Source organism: Mesorhizobium sp. M7A.F.Ca.US.014.04.1.1 (assembly GCF_003998745.1).
Lineage (GTDB): Bacteria > Pseudomonadota > Alphaproteobacteria > Rhizobiales > Rhizobiaceae > Mesorhizobium > Mesorhizobium ciceri.
Genome location: NZ_RZRW01001047.1, coordinates 1 through 1,198, shown reverse-complemented (window position 1 = coordinate 1,198; position 1,198 = coordinate 1). Strand labels below are relative to the sequence as shown.

The following is a 1,198-nucleotide window of genomic DNA, read 5'->3' as shown; positions in this document are numbered from 1 at the left end:
CGCTGGACCTGCTCGTCGATCTCGGCATCAGGCACGTCGAACACCTGGCGCGTCACCTTGATGTCGGAAAAGTCCTTGATCTCGATCGCCGGGATGATCTCGTAGTTGAGGCGGAATTCGAAGTCGGCGCCGCCGGCCAGGATCTTCTCGGCTTCCTTCTCGTCCTCGGTCATGATGACTTCAGGCTGCATGGCAGCCTTTTCACCACGCCCGGTAATGATCGAACGAGTCGAATCGTTGAGGATTTCGTTGACCACTTCGGCCATGAACGACTTGCCGTAGACCTTGCGCAGGTGCTGCACCGGCACCTTGCCTGGACGGAAGCCGTTGATGCGGACCTTGTTGCGGGCATCCGAAAGCCGCGCCATCAGCTTGGCTTCCATGTCACCGGCCGGCACGGTGATCTTGATCTCTCGCTTGAGACCGGAGTTGAGCGTTTCGGTGACCTGCATCGTAAAACCTTTGTTTTCACCAATGAGACTGCCACGGCCTCTGCCGTTCACAGCCTGCCGGTATATTCTTGCCGGGAATGGCTTTTGGTACGGAACCTGGCGATTTGACCGAAAACCCGGCTCAAACTCTCCCAAACTGCGTTCCAAAATGTGAATAAGTTCTTGTTTTTCCTACTTCTTATCACATTCTGCAGAAGCGGATCGTCGCGTCCCGTCACATTTGACACGCCTTTTGTCACAGGCGAGGCCAATTTTCAACAGTCTTCGCATCCCAGCGATAACCAGCATTCGGGGCCTGCCCCACATCTTGTCGCTGGGCCACATCTTGTCTCTGACATTGACAGAATGATGGCCACATGGGATTGCCGGTCCATGCGGATGTGGCGGAACTGGTAGACGCCCTGGATTTAGGTTCCAGTGCCGAAAGGCGTGGGGGTTCGAGTCCCTTCATCCGCACCACCCTTCGAGCTTCGGGTGGCGGGCCACCCGAAAGTCCTGGCGAAGGAGGACCGGCGCCTTTCAGGCAGGCATCGGATTGAGCTTCAGATGCTGGATCAGGATGATGGTCTTGGCGTCGACGATACGGCCATCGGCGATGCCGGCCAGCGCCTCGTCGAGCGGCATTTCCAGAACCTCGATGTCCTCGCCCTCTTCTTGCGCGCCGCCGCCGGCCGAGATGCGGTCGGCGGGTGAATAGCGGCCGATGAAAAACCAGAGCCGTTCGGTGACGCTGCCGGGGCTCATAT

The 1,198-nt window shown here is 58.1% G+C and carries 1 protein-coding gene, 1 tRNA gene and 1 pseudogene; 1 reads left to right on the top strand and 2 read right to left on the bottom strand.

The window, feature by feature from the left end; translation table 11 throughout:
• On the bottom strand, positions 1-452 hold a 452-nt coding region (locus tag EOA22_RS34345), incomplete at its 3' end, for a trigger factor (RefSeq protein WP_281040818.1).
• 374 nt (positions 453-826) lie between these two features.
• Between EOA22_RS34345 and EOA22_RS34340 the strand changes: the two genes are divergently transcribed.
• Positions 827-911, top strand: a tRNA-Leu gene (locus tag EOA22_RS34340).
• Between the two features lie 60 nt (positions 912-971).
• On the opposite strand, the pseudogene EOA22_RS34335 reads toward EOA22_RS34340, so the two are convergent.
• A pseudogene (locus tag EOA22_RS34335) lies at positions 972-1,198 on the bottom strand (GDP-mannose pyrophosphatase); the annotation flags it as partial.